We start from the raw sequence: 14,912 nt of genomic DNA, 5'->3' as shown, positions 1-14,912 counted from the left end.
CTAGTTTAAGGCCGCCAGGTCGGCCTTCAGGTCGTCGAATTTCAGGCGTGCCAGGTAAGTCTTTTTGACCGTGCCGTCAGCGCCAATCAGGACCGTGAAGGGCAGGCCGCCTTGCGTATTGCCGAACTGGCGCGACAGTTCTGTGCCGCTCATGCCGGCCACATAAACGGGGTAGGCGACCTTCACCTTCTGTGTGAATTCTGCAATATTGGATGGCGAATCGATGCCGATGCCGAGCACCTGGACCTTCTTTCCAAGCTCGGAATTTTGCAGTTCCGACAATTCCGGCATCTCTTCCACGCACGGCGCGCACCACGGCGCCCAGAAATTCACCAGCAGGTTCTTGCCTTTCCATTGCGCCAGCGCTTCCCTGGAGCCTTTATCATTTGGCAAGGTTTCTGCCATCAGGGCGGCTACGGGGCTGGTCACGCCGGCCGGGGCAGTGGTGGTGAGCGGGTCCGGGGTTTGTTTGGTGTGGATGCCGTACCAGGCGCCGGCGCCCAGGAAAAGGACCGCGACAACGGCGTAAATTGCAATTTTTTTCATTATTGGGCTGGGTGCGAGCTATTGGTGAGGATGGTGCGTACTTCCGCGATATCGGCGCGCAGCAGCTTGTCGCCGCTTTTCTTTTTTGCGCCGCGCAGGTCGTCCTGTTCATAGATTTCGACGTGCACGCCGGTATTTTTCCACATGAAGCTGGCCGTTTCCGCGTCTTCGAAACGGGGGCCGCGGAAGTGGGGCGATTCAGAAATTTCGATTTGCAGGTTCTTGTTCAATAGATAAATCTCCACTTCCTTGGCGCTGTCCACGAAGACTTGCAGGTGGATGTCGTCGTGCATTCCGGCCGTGCCGTGCAGGACGGAGCCGGTCAGGAAGGGTTGGTATTGTTCCAGCATTTCCATGACCTGCAAAGCCAGGCCGCGCAATCTGAATAAATGCGCCGGGTGGGTGTCCGCATTATATAAAGCGTGGTATAGGCGGACTTCTTCCTCGATCTGTTCGTTGTCGGGGAGGGCGTCGGGCAGGTCGCGCGCCTGGGCGTCGCCTAATATCTGGCGCGCGGCTTTGCGTTTGGCGCTGCCGTAGTCGGCGCCATCCTGCGCAATCATGCGGGCGGCGGCGGCGGCGATTTCGGTTTTGATCTCGGGGTTCATGGATGCATCATACCTAAAACCGGTAAACCAGGGTCTGACCCATAGGGTCAGACCCTGTACGGTCTCGCGGTCTGCGGTTTGGGTTATGCGAACCAACCCCGCGGGCCGGACCCCGGTTTACCGGTTTTAATCAGGTAAAATCCGGCTCTTGATTCTTTTCCATCACCACCATGCACATCCACATCCTAGGCATCTGCGGCACTTTCATGGGCGGCCTTGCCGTTCTGGCAAAGGAAGCCGGCCACCGTGTAACGGGTTGCGACGCCAATGTCTACCCCCCGATGAGCACGCAGCTGGAAGCCCAGGGTATTGAACTGATCCAGGGCTTCGGCCCCGAGCAGGTGGAATTGCATCCCGACCTTTTTGTGATCGGCAACGTGGTTTCGCGCGGCAATGCGCTGGTGGAAGAGATCATGAACCGCAACCTGCCAATGATCTCCGGCCCGCAATGGATCGGCGAGCACATCCTGAAAGACAAATGGGTGCTGTCGGTTGCCGGCACGCACGGCAAGACCACCACCTCGGCCATGGTGGCCTGGATCCTGGAGCACGCCGGCTACGCGCCCGGCTTCCTGATCGGCGGCATCCCGCAGAATTTCGGCATCTCGGCGCGCCTCACCGGCCCCGGCGCCAACTCCGAATTCTTCGTCATTGAAGCGGACGAATACGACACCGCCTTCTTCGACAAGCGCAGCAAGTTCGTGCACTACCACTCGAAGACGGCCATCCTGAACAACCTGGAATACGACCACGCCGACATCTTCCCGGACATCGGCGCCATTGAAACCCAGTTCCACCACCTGGTGCGCACCGTCCCCGGCATCGGCCGCGTGATCGCCAATGCCGATGAAGGCAGCCTGCAGCGCGTGCTGAAACGCGGCTGCTGGAGTGAGAAGGAAACTTTCGGCGCTGCGCAAGGCGCCGACTGGGCCATGGCCGAGCATGCCGACGGCAGCTTCGACGTCATCTTCAAAGGCGCCAGGGCCGCCACCGTGACCTGGCAGCTGACCGGTAAACATAACCGTTCCAACGCGCTGGCCGCGATTGCGGCCGCGCGCCACGTGGGCGTGCCGATCGAGATCGCCGCCCAGGCGCTGGCAGACTTCCAGAGCGTCAAGCGCCGCATGGAAGTGCGCGGCACTGTCGGCGGCGTCACCGTGTACGACGATTTCGCCCACCACCCGACCGCCATCGAGACCACCGTCGGCGGCCTGCGCCAGAAACTCAATAATGAATCTGGCGCCAAGGCGGGACGCATCCTGGCCGTGCTGGAGCCGCGCTCCAACACCATGAAGCTGGGCACCATGAAAGACGCACTGCCCGGCAGTTTAAAAGACGCCGACCTGGTATTCGGCTTCGGCAGTGAAAAGGCCCTGGGCTGGAAGCTCGCCGAGGCGTTGTCGCCGATGGGCCAGATCGCTGCGGCCTACGAAGACCTCGACCTGATGGTGAAGGCCATCGTGGCGCAGGCCAAGCCGGGCGACCATATTATTGTGATGAGCAACGGCGGCTTCGGCGGCGTGCACCAGAAATTGCTGGAGGCGCTGAAGTAATGATTTTGTACTTGCATGGCTTCCGCTCTTCACCGCTGTCGATGAAGGCGCGGCTGACCGGGCAGCGGATGGCGCAGCTTGGCCGCAGTGCGGAGTTCATTTGCCCCCAGCTGCCGGCCAGCCCAAAGCTGGCGATGGAACTGGCAATGGGACTGGTGGCGCACGTCCCGCCGTCCGGGCTCACCATCATCGGATCGTCCTTGGGCGGCTACTATGCCACCTGGATGGCGGAAAAACTCAAATGCCGCGCGGTCGTCTTGAACCCGGCCGTGGTTGCGGCGCTGGATCTGGAGAAGCATGTCGGTGTGACGACCGCCTACCATTCCGATGAGCTGTTCGAATTCAAGCGTGAATATATAGACGAGCTTCTGGCGCTGTCTCCGGGCCACATGCTGGAGATGGAGCGCTATTTCCTGATTGCCTGCACCGGCGACGAAGTACTGGACTACCGCCAGATGCTGGTCCACTATCGCGGCGCGAAACGCAAGGTGGTGGAAGGCAGCGACCACGCTATCAGCGAATACGCCGATTACCTCGACGAAGTGCTCGAGTTCTGTGGCATCACGGGCGGGACGCGATGAAAGGTCAATCGCTGCGCCAGGCCAACTGGCACGGTCACGTGCTTGCAACGAACGCCCCGCACCCTTACCGCCACTGGCTGGCCAGCGGCGGGTCGCTGACCAATAAACTGAAAGCGCATAGCAGCGCTTTCCGCGTGCAGCTGCTGCACCAGGACACGGCAATCTGCCTGGCAGACGAAGCCAATATCATCGGCTATCATCGCCCCGGCCGTGTCTGGGAGAGGGAAGTGTTGCTGCGGTGTGATAATACGCCTGTCGTCTTCGCCCACACCGTGGTGCCGATGGCGGCGGACGCCTCGGACTGGCCGCTGTTCAGTGCCTTGGGCGAACGCTCGCTCGGCAGTACACTGTTCGGCGACCCGCAAGTGCGGCGCGGCGGACTGGAATTTGCGCGGCTGCGCGCGACGCATCCGCTGGCCTTGCGTGCACGCGCGGCCCTGGCGGCCAACGGCGCCGAGGTGCCGGAGGATGCTTTACTGTATGCACGGCGCTGCCTGTACCGGCGCCATGAAGGAACTTTGCTGGTGACCGAGGTCTTCCTGCCCCCGGTGCTGAAGCTTGAACGGAATAACGTGAAATGAATGTATTTTTTGAAGAATCGGGCGATTTCAAAGTAGGCAGCGTGCTGTCGCAAGCAGGCGAGGCCTACCAGGTTGAAATGGCAAGCGGCAAGCGCAACAAGGTCAAAACCAAGGACGTGATGCTGCAGTTCGACAAGCCGGCGCCGGCTGAATTGCTGGAGCAGGCCAAGGCCATCGCCGCCGACGTCGACCTGGACTTCCTGTGGGAAGTGGCGGGCGAAGAAGAGTTCGGTTTCGCCGAACTGGGCGCCGAGTATTTCGGCCACGCCCCGCAGCCGGCGGAAGCGGCCGGCCTGATCCTGAGCCTGCATGCGGCGCCGATCTATTTCCACAAGAAGGGCCGCGGCCGCTACAAGAAAGCCCCGGAGCAGACGCTGAAGGCGGCACTGGCCGGTATCGAGAAGAAGAAGCAGCAAGCCGTCATCCAGGGCCAGTACGCCGAGGAACTGAAGGCGGGCACCCTGCCGGTTTCGATGCAGAACATCGTGAGCCAGCTGCTGTTCAAGCCGGACAAGAACACCATTGAATACAAGGCGCTGGAGCAGGCCGCCAATGAAGCGCACACCACGCCGGCGCGCCTGATGTTGTCGGCCGGCGGCATCAAGTCGCCGAAAGAGCTGCACATGGCGAAATTCCTGTTCGAGAATTTCCCGAAAGGCCATGGCTTCCCCGAACTGCCGGTGCCTGCCGCGCCTGCCGGCCTGCCGCTGGCGGCAGTGGCAGCGTTCTCCATCGACGACGTGACCACCACCGAAATCGACGACGCCTTCTCCGTGGTGCACCAGGCGGACGGCAAGGTGCGTGTCGGCATCCACATCGCCGCACCAGGCCTGGGCATCAAGCCGGACGACGCCATCGACAAGATCGCGCGCGGCCGCATGTCCACCGTGTATATGCCGGGCGACAAGATCACCATGCTGCCGGACAGCATCGTTGAGGCTTTTACCCTGGCCGAAGGCAAGACCTGCCCGGCGCTGTCGCTGTATGCCGTGCTGGATCCGGCCGACTGGTCGGTCATCTCGACCGCAACCAAGGCCGAGCTGGTGCCGATCGCCAACAACCTGCGCCACAACACGCTGGACGAACTGGTCAACGAGGAAACCCTGGCCAGCGGCGCCGGCGACTACCCGCGCAAGGCCGAGCTGACCTTGCTGTGGGGCTGGGCCCAGCACCTGGAAGCGGGCCGCATGGTCAAGCGTGAGGCCTTCGGCCTGAAGCCGGAACAGAATAACCGCGTCGACTTCAACTTCTATGTGGAAGACGATGTGGTCACGATCTCGCGCCGCAAGCGCGGTGCGCCGCTGGACAAGATCGTGGCCGAGCTGATGATCTTCGCCAACAGCACCTGGGGCAAGCTGATGCACGACCACGGGGTGCCTGGCATCTACCGTACCCAGGGACAGGGCGCAGGCGGCTGGGCTGCCAAGATGCAGGTGCGCATGATGACCCAGGCCGCGCCGCACCAGGGCCTGGGCGTGGACCAGTACGCCTGGTCGACCTCGCCGCTGCGCCGGTATACCGACCTGGTCAACCAGTGGCAGATCCTGGCCTGCGCCTCGCACGGTGTGACCGCGCCCATGGTGGCGCCGTTCAAGCACAAGGATGCCAACCTGTTTGCCATCGTCTCGGCCTTCGACGCGGCTTATGCGTCGTACGCGGACTTCCAGTCGAATATGGAACGTTACTGGTGCTTGCGCTGGCTGGGCCAGGAAAACGCGAAGGAAGTCGAGGCGGTGGTACTGAAGGATGAAGTGCTGCGCCTGGCCGAGATACCGCTGATCGTGCGCATGCCTGGCATGCCCTCTGTTGCACGCGGGTCACACGTGAAGCTGGACGTTTTGCGCTGGGACGAAGTCGACCTGGCCATCGAGACGCGCTTGCAGGAAGGCTCGATTACCCAGCCTGCCGAGCCCGCGGCGGAACTGGACGAGGAAGAGGCGCCAGCCGATCCGGCGCAGCCGAGCGAGGCCGATGCGGAGGAGGCTGCGCTCGCCAGCGAGACGGTTGTTACCGAACCAGGCCCACAGTGAAGTAGAATTCAAGATTCTCAAAAGCATCATTTCTGATTCCAGCGCGTGAAGTCTTTCAAAGAAAACCAGTTCCTTGTCATCGCCACCGCAGTGTCGGTGCTGTTCCACGCCGTGGCGCTGACGGTGCATTTCGTCGCCCCCAAAGATTTCAAGGTCGAGCCAACGGACCCCGGCCTTGAAGTTATCCTGGTCAATGCCAAGCATGCCTCCAAGCCGCTGAAGGCCGATGCACTGGCGCAGGCCGACCTGGATGGCGGCGGCAACGCCGATGCCGGCCGTGCCAAATCCCCGCTGCCCGACATGCGCCGCATGGAAACCGGCGACAGCATCAAGGCTTCCCAGCGTTATATGCAGGAGCTCGAAGAGCGCCAGAAGAACCTGCTGACCCAGGTCAGGAAGAGTCCTTTGTCTGCCGCGCCGGTGGCGGAAAAGAACCAGACCGATCCCAGCCGCACCGGCGCCGAGCTGATTGAAAGCAGCAAGGCCATCGCCCGCATGGAAGCGGAAATCACGCAAACCATCGAAGACCAGAACAAGCGGCCGAAGAAGACTTTCCTGTCACCGAGCACGCAGGGCGTCGGCTATGCCATGTATTACAACGCCTTCCGCCGCCGCGTGGAGGATATCGGCACGCTGAACTTCCCGCAGAAGGATGGGCGCAAGCTGTATGGCGTGGTGGTGCTGAGCATTCCCATCTTCCAGGACGGCAGCGTCTATGAGAGGGAAGGCGGCACCGTGGTCGAGCGCAGCTCCGGCAACCCGGACCTCGACAAGGCCGCGATCAGCATCGTGCGGCGCTCGGCGCCGTTCGGCAAATTCCCGCCGAATATGCGTTCCAAGGATCGCGACGACCTGTGGGTGATCGTGCAGAAGTTCGTCTTTACGCGTGAAGAGAAGGTCCAGGTCTCCTACGGAAGCCCGGAGTAATGGATAGGTACTGCGTCTTCGGCAACCCGATTGCCCACAGCAAGTCGCCTGAGATCCACGCGGCCTATGCGGCGCAGACCGGCCAGCAACTGAGCTACGAAAAGTCGCTGGCGCCGCTGGACGGCTTCGGCGCCGCGGTGCAAGCCTTTATTGCCGCCGGCGGCAAGGGCGCCAATGTCACCGTGCCGTTCAAGCTGGAGGCGCACAAGCTGGCCAGCGCCCTGACCGTGCGTGCCCAGGCGGCAGGCGCCGTGAACACCCTGCTGTTCGATGCCGACGGCGGCATCACGGGCGACAACACCGATGGCGCCGGCCTGGTGGCCGACATCGTGCAGAACGCCGGCGTGGCGATTACCGGCAAGCGCGTGCTGCTGCTTGGCGCCGGCGGCGCCGCGCGCGGCGTGGTGCTGCCCATCCTTGAACATCGTCCCGCGGCACTGGTCATCGCCAACCGCACCGTCGCCACCGCGGAAGCGCTGGTCGAGCAGTTCGGCGCGCTGGCCGGGGCGGGGGTGCTGTCGGCCTGCGGCTTTGCCGACGTGCTGGACGCTTTCGACATCATCATCAACGCCACCTCCGCCAGCCTGAACGCCGACCTGCCGCCGGTGCCGGCCACCATCTTCGCGCCCGGCGCGCTGGCGCTGGACATGATGTACGGCGCCAAACCGACCGTTTTCATGGCGTTCGCCGCCGCCCATGGCGCCGCCACGCGCGACGGCCTGGGCATGCTGGTCGAGCAGGCCGCCGAAGCCTTCCAGCTCTGGCGCGGCGTACGGCCGCAGACAGCCGCAGTGCTGGCGCAGCTGCGCGCCAAGCTATGATCAGGAAGCTGAAGTGGTTCATCATCGTGCCGGTCGCGATTTTTCTCGCGGTACAGCTGTATTTCTTCGTGCAGATCTGGTGGTGGGTCGAGCATAATCCGGGCATGACAGCCTTCATGCGCGAGCAGCAGGCAGCCATGCAGGAGAAGGACCCGAAAGCGCGCGTGCAGCAGGCCTGGGTCAGCTACCAGGCCATCTCGCCCAACCTGAAACGCGCGGTGATCGCCTCGGAAGATGCCAACTTCGCCGAACACGAAGGCGTGGACTGGGAGGCGATGCAGAAAGCCTACGAGCATAACCAGGAAAAGAAAAAGGGCACCAAGGTCCACGGCGGCTCGACGATCACCCAGCAACTGGCCAAGAACCTGTTCCTGTCCGGCTCGCGCAGCTACCTGCGCAAGGGGCAGGAGCTGATCATCACTTATATGCTGGAGATGCTGATGGATAAACGCCGCATCTTCGAGATCTACCTGAACGTGGCGGAGTTCGGCCGCGGCATTTACGGCGCGGAAGCGGCAGCGCGCCACTATTACCGGATTCCGGCGTCAAAGCTGGGACCTGAACAGGCGGCGCGGCTGGCAGTGATGCTGCCGCGCCCTAAATATTATGATGTGCACCGCGAATCGGCCTACCTGGCGCGGCGTACCGGCATCATCATGCAACGAATGAATTCTGCAGACTTACCATGAAAAAAAATCAATCCGGTATCAGCCTGGTCGCGGTGGCGATCGTGATGGGCGTATTGGGCGGCGCTGCGGCGTTTGCCCTGATCTCGATGCGGCAAGACCGCAACCTGTTTGCCGAAGCGCTCAACAAGGCCGGCGCCAAGGCTGCCGCAGTGGCTGCGCCAGCGGTGGCCACGGTGACGCCGCCGGCGGCCCCGATGCGCAAGTGCGTTATCAATGGCAGGACGGTGATCTCCAATACCGATTGCGGCGAGAAGGGCAAAGTCATCGCGATCCACGACTCGCGCGGGATCGAAGCGCCGAAGGAGCCGCCGAAGCCGGCGCCGGAAGCGATGCCGAATGCGACGGACCGCGCCATCGAGCGGGCGACGCGTTAAAAATTTGCAGCGGCGGGGTGGCAACGCCTCCCCCTTTGCGGGTACACTTGCGAAGTTTTTTAGAACCCGCGCTCTACACTCCCTGTCCGGCTGAGATTGCCTATGATCAATGTTTTCGTTTTACAAAATGGCCGGCTCAACCAGGTGCCTATTGAGACGCGCGGAGACCTTGAGCAAGCGGCACCGGTCTGGGTCGACCTGACCGATCCGACAGAAGACGAGCGCGCCTGGGTCAAGTCCATCTACGGCGTGATCCTGCCAGGCGAAGACGAAGTCAAGGATATCGAAGCCTCGGCCCGCTACTACGAAGCGGAAAACGGCGACCTCCACCTGCGTACCGACTTCCTGCTGGAAGAGGATGAAGGCCCGTCGCGCGTGGTGACGGTAGCGTTCATCCTGGCCAAGAAAATGCTGTTCTCGGTGCATACCGACGACCTGCCGGTGTTCCGCCTGGTGCGCATGCGCGCCCGTTCGCGTCCCGGCTCGATCGCCGACTACATGGACGTGCTGCTCGACCTGTACGCCACCGACGCCGAGTATTCGGCGGACGCGCTGGAAGGCATCTACCAGAACCTGGAAGAAGTGTCGGGCCGCGTGCTGCAGGAAGAATTCACCGACAAGGACGCGGCCGATGCGCTGAGCGCCATCGCGCACGAGGAAGACTTGAACGGCCGCATCCGCCGCAACATGATGGACACGCGCCGCGCGGTGTCGTTCCTGATGCGCGGCCGCCTGCTCAATTCCGACCAGTTCGAGGAAGCGCGCCAGATCCTGCGCGACATTGAATCGCTGGACGGCCACACTTCCTTCCTGTTCGATAAGATCAACTTCCTGATGGATGCCACCGTCGGCTTCATCAACATTAACCAGAATAAGATCATCAAGATCTTCTCGGTGGCTTCGGTCGCCTTCCTGCCGCCGACCCTGATCGCCTCGGTGTACGGCATGAACTTCGACTTCATGCCGGAACTGAAGTGGCAGATGGGCTATGGCTGGGCCTGGGGCCTGATGATCGTCAGTGCCGCCGCGCCGCTGCTATACTTCCGCCGCCGCGGCTGGCTGCGTTGACTTAAAGCAACATAATCATTTGCTAAGTCCCAATTGATAGGTAAAATTTCGCCGCGACTCCCGCTTGCGGAAAATTCCAACTATACGAAAGGGCTGAGATGATGTTCCGATTTGGCTTGCTGCTCGCCATTGCGGCATTGCTGGCCGGCTGCGCCGCCGCGCCGCCCCAGGCCGCAGTATCGATGGGCTACGGAATCTTTGCGGAACCGGGCCTGCGGCTCGGTGTCGCGATGAGCAAGCTGCCACAGGTCGATACCAGTTTCCCAGGTGCCGACTGGCCGCTGTCCCGTGCTGCAGCCACGGTTGCCAACGCCGCGCTGACGGCGCACACCCGGACCCTCGCGGCAGAGGAGCTGTTGCGCATGAAGGCTGAAATCGCCGAAGCACTGAAATTGCGCGGCCAGCTGCCAGTCGTGATCGATGAGCCGATCGTGCTCGACCAGCTGCCCAAAGCCAGCGGCAAAGGGCGCAATGCGGCCGCCAGGAATTACGCTTCGCTGCAATCGCGTTACCAGCTCGACAAGCTGCTGGTGGTGGAGTTGACCGAAATCGGCATCACGCGCCCCTATTCTTCGTACATTCCAACTGGCGAGCCCAAAGGCATCGTGAGCGGCGCGGTGTATATCGTCAACTTCAAGGACAACACCTACGAATGGTACCAGCCGGTGATGCAGCAGAAGAGCGCCCTCGGCAACTGGGACGAGGCGCCGGCCTTCCCTGGCCTGAGCAATGCCTTTTACCAGGCGCTCGACGGGGCGCGGGAAGCCATTCTCCGGGCACTGGCGAGATAATGATGCGGCAACACTTCATTGCACTGGCCGTGCTGCTGGCTTGCCTGCCGGCGCCGAAAGCGGCCGAATCGGCGCCGCCGAACGCCGTCTGGTCGCTGAGTTTGCCGGACAGGGAAAAAATCGACTTCCGCGGCCAGGTTAATTTTGACAAGGCGGGCCAGGGCCCAAGCAACATGCTGTATCCGGCCCCTGGCCTGGCCGGTTTTGTCGTGGCCCTGGCGACGCACGCAGTGGTGGTCAAGGGCCAAATGAAAGAGCAGCGCAGCGAGATCGAAGCTGACGCGGACAGGATCCTGGTGCCTTTCAGGAAGACGCTGGATACCTTCAGCTATGGCGAACTCGCTGAGCGAGCCTTCCCGGCGGCGTCGGGCGTGCCCTGGATCGGTAGCGGTGGCCGGCCGCAGTCAGGATGGCTCATTGCCAGTTCACCGGTGTTCTACATGACGCAGGATCAAAGCGCGCTGATCATTGACAATACGGTGTCGGTGTTCCAGGCCGGAAGCGAGCTGCCGCTCTACACCAATACGGTGCGGGTGGTATCGCGCGCCGTGGATGTCGAGAACGAAGCCGTGTTCTGGCAGCGCAACGGCGGTTTGCGGCTGCGGGAAATGAGCGCCGCGCTGTTCCGCGCGTCAGTCGAGATCGTGCGCGAGCATGCACTGGCGCCGGTCGCAACGGCCGCTGGCGCGCAGCGTACTTTTCGCTACCTGGAAGGGAAGAAGGATGCGGTCGAACGTGCCGAACCGGTCAATGAGCGCTGCGGCCGCGCGCTGGTCAGGAACTTGCGCGGCTGGCTGATGTCGCTTCCACTCAAGCGCGCGCAGCCGCCCGCGCCCGGGTGCGATGCGGCAACGGGATAAGCGCGGCAATAACGCTGCAAGATTGCAACACTGCTTGTAACCGCCGGTTAAGCGATGTTTGCCGGCGCAGGCCAGGCGCGCCCTTGCTGCGGCGCTTTTGTACTTGTCAGTTATTTATCGCCTTGCGCTGTGTATTGACACGAAAGTATCTGCATAAGATTCTTTCGATTCACAATGCACATTTTCCTGGAGGCTCAATGACTGAGGTCGGTTTGTCTCCATCATCGCAAGCGATGCTGGCTTTGCGCGACCAGGTGATTGAAGCCTGGTGCCAGGCCGCGCGGCAGACGCTGTGCAAAGCCGGCGAGCTGCCCGATCCGATCTTGCTGAACACCTTGCCGACGTTTTACGAGCACCTGGCGCGCCTTTTGACGGATGAGTACTACCAGGCCGGCGGCGTCGACGTGGCGGTCATTGCGCAAGAGCATGGCGGCGAACGGGCGCGCCTGAGCGGCTACGACACCACTACCCTGATCCGCGAATACCAGTTGTTCCGGCAGGTGCTGTTTACGATGCTGCACCAGTGCAGCGTGACGCTGACGCATGAACAGCGGGAAGCGATTGCCAGCTCGATCGACAGCGCCATCCGCGAAAGCGTGACGGCGTTCGCGCTGATCCAGTCGGCCCTGCGCGAGCAGTTCATCGCCGCGCTGACGCATGATCTACGCACCCCGCTGTCAACCGTCAGCGTGGCGGCGCAGGTGATTGAAAGCAAGGCGCCAAGCGACGATATCCGCAGGCTGGCCGAGCGCATCGTGGTCAACGCGCAGCGCATCGAAGCCATGACGCGCGACTTGCTCGACTGCATGGTGTTCGAAGGCGGCCAGCGCCTGCCGCTGCACCTGGAGGAATTCGACCTGGCTTTGCTGGCCTACGAGGTCGCGCAGCAAACGATGGAACGCAGCGCAGTGCAGGTGCAGGTGGAATTCGAATCGGCAGTGGGTCACTGGTGCCGCGCTTCGCTGCAACGTGCGCTTGAAAACCTGCTGGGCAATGCCATCAAATACCGCGCGGCGGGTACGCCGGTGCTGGTACGGGTGGCCAGTCGCGGCCATCGCGTGCAGCTGGCGGTGCACAACGAAGGCGAGGCGATTCCGGCGGAAGAAATGGAATCGATCTTCCAGGTCTATCGCCGGGCGCGGCGCGGCAAGTGCAGCAAGGACGGTTGGGGAGTAGGGCTGCCGTATGCGCGCCGCGTGGCCGAGAGCCACGGCGGCAGCATCATCGTCACCAGTTCGGCAGCGCTCGGCACCACCTTCCTGATCGACATCCCGATGGACGCACGGCCTTTCAGCGGCGCCCCGGTAGTGAATTAAAGCGTAGCAAAGACTTTTTTCGCGGCGGCGATGGTGGCGTCGATCACGGCGTCGTCGTGCCGGGCGCTGACGAAGCCGGCTTCGAAAGCGGCCGGGGCGAAGTAGACGCCTTCATCCAGCATCTTGTGGAAGAACAGGTTGAACTTGTCGCGGTCGCCGGCCATCATTTCGGCGTAGTTGTTGGGCGGGCTGGCGCTGAAATACAGGCCGAACATGCCGCCTACGGCATCGGCGCAGAAGGTGACGCCGGCTTCTTGCGCGGCGGCGGTCAGGCCGTCGGCCAGGCGGCGCGCGCTGCGGGCCAGGCCCTGGTAGAAGCCTGGCTGCTGGATCAGTTTCAGGGTGGCCATGCCCGCTGCCACGGCAACCGGGTTGCCGGACAGGGTGCCCGCCTGGTACACCGCGCCCACCGGCGACATCTTCGACATCAGTTCTTGCGAGCCGCCGAAGGCTGCCACCGGCAGGCCGCCGCCGATTACCTTGCCGAGCGCGGTCAGGTCAGGCTTGATGCCGTACAGTTCCTGCGCGCCGCCCAGGCCGACGCGGAAACCGCACATCACTTCGTCGAAGATCAGGATGGCGCCGTGTCGGGTGCACAGCTCGCGCAGCGCGCCCAGGAACTGCGGGGTGCCCTTGATCAGGTTCATATTGCCGGCCACCGGCTCCACGATGACGCAGGCGATGTCGTCGCCGTATTCGGCAAACGCGGCGCGGATCGCTTCCACGTTGTTGTAGTCCAGCACCAGGGTGTGCTTGACAAAGTCTTCCGGCACGCCGGCCGAAGTCGGGTTGCCGAAGGTCAGCAGGCCGCTGCCGGCTTTCACCAACAGGGAGTCGGCATGGCCGTGATAGCAGCCTTCAAACTTGATGATCTTGTCGCGCCCGGTGGCGCCGCGCGCCAGGCGCAAGGCGCTCATGGTCGCTTCCGTGCCCGAAGACACCAGGCGCACCTGTTCGATCGAGGGCACCAGGCGGCAGATTTCCTCGGCCATTTCCACTTCAGCTTCGGTCGGCGCGCCGAAGGACAGGCCGCGGGTGGCGGCATCCTGCACCGCTTTCACCACGTCGGGGTGGGCGTGGCCGACGATGGCCGGGCCCCAGGAGCCGATGTAGTCGATATAGCGCTTGCCGTCCGCATCCCAGAAGTAGGGGCCTTCGGCGCGGGTGATGAAGCGCGGCGTGCCGCCGACGGAGCGGAAGGCGCGCACCGGCGAATTCACGCCGCCGGGAGTGGATTTCTGGGCGCGCTCAAACAGGATATCGTTTTTCGAAGTGGTCATGGTTTGAAGAATCGATTGGGGACAAAGCGCCCCATGCCATAGCGTTGGGCATGGAGCAGGGCCTGGTAAGTGTATTGTTCGGCGCGTTCCACCGCTTCCGGCACGGCCAGGCCGTGCGCCAGCCAGGCGGCGATGGCAGCGGACAGGGTGCCGCCGGCGCCGACGAATGGGCCCGGCAGGTGCTGCCATTTGTCGTGGCGCAGCACGCCTTCGGCGCTGTACAGGGTGTTGGCGCGCTGGCCGCTGCCGGCATTGGTGCCGGTCACCAGCACGTATTCGCAGCCGAGGTCGATCAGGTGCTCGGCGTCGTCGGCCATGGTTTCGCCGTTGCCCAGGTCGCGCCAGGTCTCGGCCATGCGCGCCAGTTCGACTTCGGACAGCATCAGCAGCGTGCCCTGCGGCACCAGCAGCTGGCGCAGCACGGTCAGCAGTTCTTCGGGGTCGTCCTCGTCGCCCGGTGGCGGCAACTGGCTGCCGAAGGGGTCGAGCACCAGCGGCGCATCGGGATAGTCGGAGACGATTTCGGCCAGGGTGGAGACGTGTTCCAGGTGGTCCAGTGCGCCGACCTTGAAGGCTTGCACCGGCACGTCTTCCAGCACCATGCGGGCCTGGTCGGCCACCCAGTCGGGATCGACGTGCTGCTGGTCTTCGACGCGCGCGCTGTCACCGACCAGCAGGGCGGTGGTGGCGGACAGGCCGCGGCATCCGAGGGCATGGAAAACAGCCAGGTCGGCATGCACGCCGACCGCTCCGACCGGATCGGCCACGCCAAATGTCAGGATCAAGGGAGATGTTTGGTTTTGCACGGCGGGTAGATTAAGATACCTAATTCAGCATTTTACTTTATTAGAAGGTGACTCAACGTGAGCAGCATTGATACAAGCCAG

General features: G+C 62.8%; 16 protein-coding genes. 12 read left to right on the top strand and 4 right to left on the bottom strand.

Translation table 11 applies throughout. The features are described 5' to 3' along the window. The gene (locus tag ASE26_RS24605) at window positions 1-546 is read right to left on the bottom strand and encodes a TlpA disulfide reductase family protein (RefSeq protein ID WP_055929324.1); all 546 of its coding nucleotides are present in this window, start codon (window positions 544-546) and stop codon (window positions 1-3) included. Continuing rightward, window positions 546-1,154, bottom strand: a complete 609-nt coding sequence (locus tag ASE26_RS24600) for a hypothetical protein (RefSeq protein WP_055929327.1) — start codon at window positions 1,152-1,154, stop codon at window positions 546-548. The genes ASE26_RS24605 and ASE26_RS24600 overlap by 1 nt, the downstream gene beginning before the upstream one ends. Window positions 1,155-1,324: 170 nt before the next feature. Here ASE26_RS24600 and mpl point away from each other — a divergent pair, with 170 nt between their 5' ends. From mpl to ASE26_RS24540, 12 genes are all read left to right on the top strand, one after another. Further along, window positions 1,325-2,707 carry a UDP-N-acetylmuramate:L-alanyl-gamma-D-glutamyl-meso-diaminopimelate ligase gene (mpl, locus tag ASE26_RS24595; protein ID WP_082591467.1) on the top strand — a complete coding sequence of 461 codons (1,383 nt, stop codon included), beginning with the start codon at window positions 1,325-1,327 and terminating at the stop codon, window positions 2,705-2,707. Next, complete coding sequence (locus ASE26_RS24590) at window positions 2,707-3,288, top strand: YqiA/YcfP family alpha/beta fold hydrolase (protein ID WP_055929330.1); 582 nt, start codon at window positions 2,707-2,709, stop codon at window positions 3,286-3,288. Before mpl ends, ASE26_RS24590 begins: the two co-directional genes overlap by 1 nt. Next, the gene (locus tag ASE26_RS24585) at window positions 3,285-3,869 is read left to right on the top strand and encodes a chorismate lyase (protein ID WP_057247099.1); all 585 of its coding nucleotides are present in this window, start codon (window positions 3,285-3,287) and stop codon (window positions 3,867-3,869) included. The genes ASE26_RS24590 and ASE26_RS24585 overlap by 4 nt, the downstream gene beginning before the upstream one ends. Then, complete coding sequence (locus ASE26_RS24580; RefSeq protein ID WP_055929335.1) at window positions 3,866-5,899, top strand: ribonuclease catalytic domain-containing protein; 2,034 nt, start codon at window positions 3,866-3,868, stop codon at window positions 5,897-5,899. Before ASE26_RS24585 ends, ASE26_RS24580 begins: the two co-directional genes overlap by 4 nt. Window positions 5,900-5,944: 45 nt before the next feature. Next, window positions 5,945-6,826, top strand: coding sequence for an energy transducer TonB (locus ASE26_RS24575; protein ID WP_055929338.1), 882 nt, complete (start codon window positions 5,945-5,947; stop codon window positions 6,824-6,826). Beyond that, the gene (gene aroE / locus ASE26_RS24570; RefSeq protein ID WP_057247098.1) at window positions 6,826-7,647 is read left to right on the top strand and encodes a shikimate dehydrogenase; all 822 of its coding nucleotides are present in this window, start codon (window positions 6,826-6,828) and stop codon (window positions 7,645-7,647) included. Before ASE26_RS24575 ends, aroE begins: the two co-directional genes overlap by 1 nt. Continuing rightward, window positions 7,644-8,336 carry a monofunctional biosynthetic peptidoglycan transglycosylase gene (gene mtgA, locus ASE26_RS24565; RefSeq protein ID WP_055929343.1) on the top strand — a complete coding sequence of 231 codons (693 nt, stop codon included), beginning with the start codon at window positions 7,644-7,646 and terminating at the stop codon, window positions 8,334-8,336. Before aroE ends, mtgA begins: the two co-directional genes overlap by 4 nt. Beyond that, the gene (locus ASE26_RS24560; protein WP_057247097.1) at window positions 8,333-8,710 is read left to right on the top strand and encodes a hypothetical protein; all 378 of its coding nucleotides are present in this window, start codon (window positions 8,333-8,335) and stop codon (window positions 8,708-8,710) included. Before mtgA ends, ASE26_RS24560 begins: the two co-directional genes overlap by 4 nt. Before the next feature lie 102 nt (window positions 8,711-8,812). Then, window positions 8,813-9,778 carry a magnesium/cobalt transporter CorA gene (gene corA, locus ASE26_RS24555; RefSeq protein ID WP_055929349.1) on the top strand — a complete coding sequence of 322 codons (966 nt, stop codon included), beginning with the start codon at window positions 8,813-8,815 and terminating at the stop codon, window positions 9,776-9,778. A 98-nt stretch (window positions 9,779-9,876) separates the two neighbouring features. After that, window positions 9,877-10,569, top strand: a complete 693-nt coding sequence (locus ASE26_RS24550; protein WP_057247096.1) for a hypothetical protein — start codon at window positions 9,877-9,879, stop codon at window positions 10,567-10,569. Next, a complete protein-coding gene (locus ASE26_RS24545; RefSeq protein ID WP_055929355.1) occupies window positions 10,569-11,429 on the top strand; it encodes a hypothetical protein in 861 nt (286 codons plus the stop codon). Before ASE26_RS24550 ends, ASE26_RS24545 begins: the two co-directional genes overlap by 1 nt. Before the next feature lie 197 nt (window positions 11,430-11,626). Beyond that, window positions 11,627-12,745 (top strand): sensor histidine kinase, encoded by a 1,119-nt coding sequence (locus ASE26_RS24540; protein WP_082591466.1) that lies wholly within the window; start codon window positions 11,627-11,629, stop codon window positions 12,743-12,745. On the opposite strand, the gene hemL is transcribed toward ASE26_RS24540, so the two are convergent. Continuing rightward, on the bottom strand, window positions 12,742-14,025 hold the full coding sequence (gene hemL / locus ASE26_RS24535; RefSeq protein ID WP_055929360.1) for a glutamate-1-semialdehyde 2,1-aminomutase: 1,284 nt from the start codon (window positions 14,023-14,025) through the stop codon (window positions 12,742-12,744). The two genes, ASE26_RS24540 and hemL, sit on opposite strands and share 4 nt — an antisense overlap. Next, window positions 14,022-14,831 carry a bifunctional hydroxymethylpyrimidine kinase/phosphomethylpyrimidine kinase gene (locus ASE26_RS24530; RefSeq protein WP_055929363.1) on the bottom strand — a complete coding sequence of 270 codons (810 nt, stop codon included), beginning with the start codon at window positions 14,829-14,831 and terminating at the stop codon, window positions 14,022-14,024. Before ASE26_RS24530 ends, hemL begins: the two co-directional genes overlap by 4 nt. Between the last annotated feature and the right edge of the window lie 81 nt (window positions 14,832-14,912).

The sequence above is a fragment of the Duganella sp. Root198D2 genome (assembly GCF_001428585.1).
Classification (GTDB): Bacteria; Pseudomonadota; Gammaproteobacteria; order Burkholderiales; family Burkholderiaceae_D; genus Rugamonas.
This window is presented reverse-complemented; position numbering and strand designations above follow the sequence as displayed.

Excerpts from the sequence above, each read along its gene's own strand:
- ASE26_RS24605 (WP_055929324.1), bottom strand. The coding sequence starts at position 546 with ATGAAAAAAATTGCAATTTACGCCGTTGTCGCGGTCCTTTTCCTGGGC.
- ASE26_RS24560 (WP_057247097.1), top strand. The coding sequence starts at position 8,333 with ATGAAAAAAAATCAATCCGGTATCAGCCTGGTCGCGGTGGCGATCGTG.
- ASE26_RS24580 (WP_055929335.1), top strand. The coding sequence starts at position 3,866 with ATGAATGTATTTTTTGAAGAATCGGGCGATTTCAAAGTAGGCAGCGTG.
- ASE26_RS24600 (WP_055929327.1), bottom strand. The coding sequence starts at position 1,154 with ATGAACCCCGAGATCAAAACCGAAATCGCCGCCGCCGCCGCCCGCATG.
- mtgA (WP_055929343.1), top strand. The coding sequence starts at position 7,644 with ATGATCAGGAAGCTGAAGTGGTTCATCATCGTGCCGGTCGCGATTTTT.
- ASE26_RS24590 (WP_055929330.1), top strand. The coding sequence starts at position 2,707 with ATGATTTTGTACTTGCATGGCTTCCGCTCTTCACCGCTGTCGATGAAG.
- hemL (WP_055929360.1), bottom strand. The coding sequence starts at position 14,025 with ATGACCACTTCGAAAAACGATATCCTGTTTGAGCGCGCCCAGAAATCC.
- ASE26_RS24545 (WP_055929355.1), top strand. The coding sequence starts at position 10,569 with ATGATGCGGCAACACTTCATTGCACTGGCCGTGCTGCTGGCTTGCCTG.
- corA (WP_055929349.1), top strand. The coding sequence starts at position 8,813 with ATGATCAATGTTTTCGTTTTACAAAATGGCCGGCTCAACCAGGTGCCT.
- mpl (WP_082591467.1), top strand. The coding sequence starts at position 1,325 with ATGCACATCCACATCCTAGGCATCTGCGGCACTTTCATGGGCGGCCTT.
- ASE26_RS24585 (WP_057247099.1), top strand. The coding sequence starts at position 3,285 with ATGAAAGGTCAATCGCTGCGCCAGGCCAACTGGCACGGTCACGTGCTT.
- aroE (WP_057247098.1), top strand. The coding sequence starts at position 6,826 with ATGGATAGGTACTGCGTCTTCGGCAACCCGATTGCCCACAGCAAGTCG.
- ASE26_RS24540 (WP_082591466.1), top strand. The coding sequence starts at position 11,627 with ATGACTGAGGTCGGTTTGTCTCCATCATCGCAAGCGATGCTGGCTTTG.
- ASE26_RS24550 (WP_057247096.1), top strand. The coding sequence starts at position 9,877 with ATGATGTTCCGATTTGGCTTGCTGCTCGCCATTGCGGCATTGCTGGCC.